Consider the following 3,753-nt stretch of genomic DNA (forward strand, 5'->3'; position numbering starts at 1 on the left):
GAAAACATTACAGGAGGCGGGTGCTATGGCATATACTACTATCGTTGCTGCTTCTGCATCTGAGCCTGCACCGCTGCAGTTCTACGCTCCGTTTGCCGGTGCTGCCATCGGTGAGTTCTTCCGTGATACCGGTCGTCCTGCACTGATCGTATATGATGATCTGTCTAAGCAGGCTGTTGCTTACCGTGAGGTATCTCTGCTGCTGAAACGTCCTCCTGGTCGTGAAGCTTATCCTGGTGACGTATTCTACCTGCATAGCCGTTTGCTGGAACGTGCGGCGAAGGTTATCAACAAAGATGAGATTGCGAAACAGATGAACGACCTGCCAGAATCTATCAAACACCTGGTAAAAGGTGGTGGTTCACTGACGGCGTTGCCTATCATCGAAACACAGGCTGGTGACGTATCTGCGTACATCCCGACTAACGTAATCTCCATTACTGACGGTCAGATCTTCCTGGAGAATAACCTGTTCAACGCAGGTATCCGTCCTGCGATCAACGTAGGTATCTCTGTGAGCCGTGTGGGTGGTAACGCTCAGATCAAATCCATGAAGAAAGTATCCGGTACGCTGAAACTCGACCAGGCTCAGTACCGTGAGATGGAGGCTTTCTCCAAGTTCGGCGGTGACCTGGATGCTGCTACCAAAGCGGTTATCGACAAAGGTCAGCGTAACGTGGAAATTCTGAAACAGCCTCAGTTCAGCCCATATACCGTAGAAAAGCAGATTGCTATTATCTACCTGGGTACAAACGGATTGCTGCGTGATGTTCCTGTTAAGCAGGTTCGTGCTTTTGAAGAAGCATTCCTGAATGAAATGTCTGTAAGACTGTCTGATGTACTGAATGAGTTCAAGAAAGGTAACCTGCCTGAAGATGGCATCAAGAAAATGGTTACGCTGGCAAATGAACTGAAACCCAGGTTTGCATAGACATCTTAGCAAAATAAATTTTGAACGGCCTTCCCGGTAAATGGGGAGGCCTCTCTTTTTAAGAGATTACGTATAGCCCTACCGGTTATCTGAAATAAAGTATATAATAATATAGGTATATTAACAATTTCTATTTTTTAAGAAATAATAGTGATTGATTTTTTTCTGCACTTCACTGAACCGCCTTCAGATTTGTTTGTTAGATATCTCGGATGAATTGTATGTGCATCACCCGATTGTATGTGAATTTTCTAAGAGCCCAAGCGCCTAAAAGACCCAATTTATAGTGTTCGTGACCCAGTTAGTCATGTGAAGGGGAGTGTTTCTTATTAATTATTATTTAGCCTGATCTTTTATCCGGATGCTGATTGTGTTGCTGTACCCCGGTAATCATATGAATAAGCGGTTTTGTTATTGACTCGACTTTATCTACTAAAATCTGAATGTGCATGGGAGTAAGTTTACTCGCGTTTACCTCAACGATTCTACGAACCTGCGGCCGTATCTTATACAGCTATCTTTTTCCTGTTGCTATTGGCTTAATGCTGATGGTATCACCGGCGCATGCGCAGTTTACCATTACGGAGAATTTTAAAAGCAGCTCTGCGGGAAATGTGACGCTTGGTGGGTCTGCAAAGCTCACTTCCGGTACTATAGACCCCGTAGGTGATGGCTGGTTGCGGCTTACAGAGGACAAGAACAATGATGTGGGGTATGCCTTTGTAAACCAGGGGTTTCCTTCTACGTTAGGAGTCCTTATGGACTTTGAATATGTGTCCTGGAGAAGGAGTAATGCGCCGGGATTTCCCATGGGTGCTGATGGTTTTTCCATATTCCTTTTCGATGATAATGTAACGGCAACGACTTTCAGGTTGGGGGCTGCCGGCGGAAGCCTTGGGTATGCGCAGTCTACAAGCTCTGGAAATACTGGTTTGAATGGCGGTTATGTGGGTATAGGGATTGACGAATTTGGAAACTACTCTACTTGTTCGGATGGAAAATCCGGAGGTGAGCCCAATTGTAATTTTGGGCATCCTGACCTTATTTCTGCGCGAGGCCCGGCCCCTAACTATGCTTATATACAGGGTAGTTCAGTTGGGACTTCTCTTGACTATGACGTACTAACAAACACGCGACCGACTGCCGCCCAGTTTTACCGACGGGTGCAAATACAGATAACGAAGACTGGTCCGGCTGGCAGTTATCAGATACTTGTCAAATCTACTACCACACCTGGGGGGACGTTAACTACTTTGTTTGGTCCGGTGACACTTTCTTCTCCCCCTCCTGCCCGGCTGAAGCTGGGTTTTGCTGCTTCTACCGGTGGCGCCTGGAACAAGCATGAGGTAAGGAACCTGATCATCACTACACCTGGTAATATCCGCGTACAGAAACTGGTAGATAAATCTACAGTCAAAGTAGGGGATCAGCTTACTTACAGGATCACCACTTATAATGAAACTGCGGCAGCTATTACGGGGCTTCCCCTGAAGGACACATTTCCAGCAGGTTTCAGCCCTACCAGTATTACTTTCTCTAATGATGGTTTTGCGGGCAATACGGCTTCCGGTTATACGAATACAGATCTGTCGAACGCACGCCTGAACATGGCGGCTAACAGTAACAGTACTTTCATTGTGACAGGAACGGTGACCAGTAAACCTATTGGCGGGACGCTCACCAACACGGCGAGGGTAGACCCTGCAGCAGCGGGGATTACAGATGGTGACCCGACGAATGATGTATCATCTGCCAGTACACAGGTTATCTCTCCGGATTTTACTGTTACCAAAACACATACGGGCAACCTACGAAAAAGCCTTAGCGGTTCCTTTACGATCACGGTCAGGAATAGCGGCACAGATCCGCAACCGCTTAACAGCGCAGTGAATCTCACAGATGTTATTCCGGCGGGATTTACGGTGACTGGTGCGCCAACCGGTACAGGATGGTCATTTACAGGGACTTCAGGAAATAGTATTGTTGCTTCCCGCTCTGATCAGCTGGCGGCGGGATCGTCTTATCCGTTGATCACCATTCCGGTTAGGGTAGATGTTAATGCGGCGAATAGCCTGACTAATATGGCTGTTGTTAAGAATGCTTATGATGCCAATGCAGCCAACGATACTTCACGTGATGTGGTGGATACGCGGCGTAATATGGATTTGCAGGTGGTGTCGTATGTATTGCCTTCACAGAAAAAGGGTTGCGTGGGTACGCCGTACAATGTGCAGGTGAACATTCGTAACAACGGACCAGATTCTGCTTTGAACGGTCGTTTCAATTTCAAGGTGCCAACTGCCAGCAACGTCATTACGCTTGTCAGCCGAACGATTACTTCCGGCGCTGGTTCCTTTTCAGGAGGCAGTACTGATCCAGTCAACGGGTATACGGATTTTGTAACGCTTACCAGTGGTGCTGCGGCTACGTATATTTTTTCTGTACTTGTTACAAATCCTGCGCCCGCAGATCTGGCGATCTGTGAAGCCACATTACTGCGTTCATCTACTGATCTCGACATAGACGCTTCAGATCCTACTATAGCTATTCCAACAGATCCGCAGCATGAGTGTGATGCGTTGCCTTCGGGACCAACGTGTAATAATATTCTGCGTGATACGGTATTTGTAAGTAGTACTGTGACTGCGAATGCCGGACCCGATCAGCAGCTCTGTAATACAACTACCGGGCAGCTGGCAGCCACTGCACCCCCATCAGGCACAGGAGCGTGGAGCCAGTATACTGGTCCTAATACGGCAGGAATTACCAATCCTGCGCTGAATAATACAACGATTACCAATCTGGCGCCGGGTACCTATGGT

At 47.4% G+C, this 3,753-nt stretch carries 1 protein-coding gene and 1 pseudogene; both read left to right on the plus strand.

The features are described from left to right. Positions 1-931: pseudogene (locus VM802_RS15465) on the plus strand (F0F1 ATP synthase subunit alpha); the annotation flags it as partial. Positions 932-1,380: 449 nt separating this feature from the next. Further along, on the plus strand, positions 1,381-3,753 hold a 2,373-nt coding region (locus VM802_RS15470; RefSeq protein ID WP_325532036.1), incomplete at its 3' end, for a hypothetical protein.

The organism is Chitinophaga sp., from assembly GCF_035538455.1.
GTDB lineage: Bacteria > Bacteroidota > Bacteroidia > Chitinophagales > Chitinophagaceae > Chitinophaga.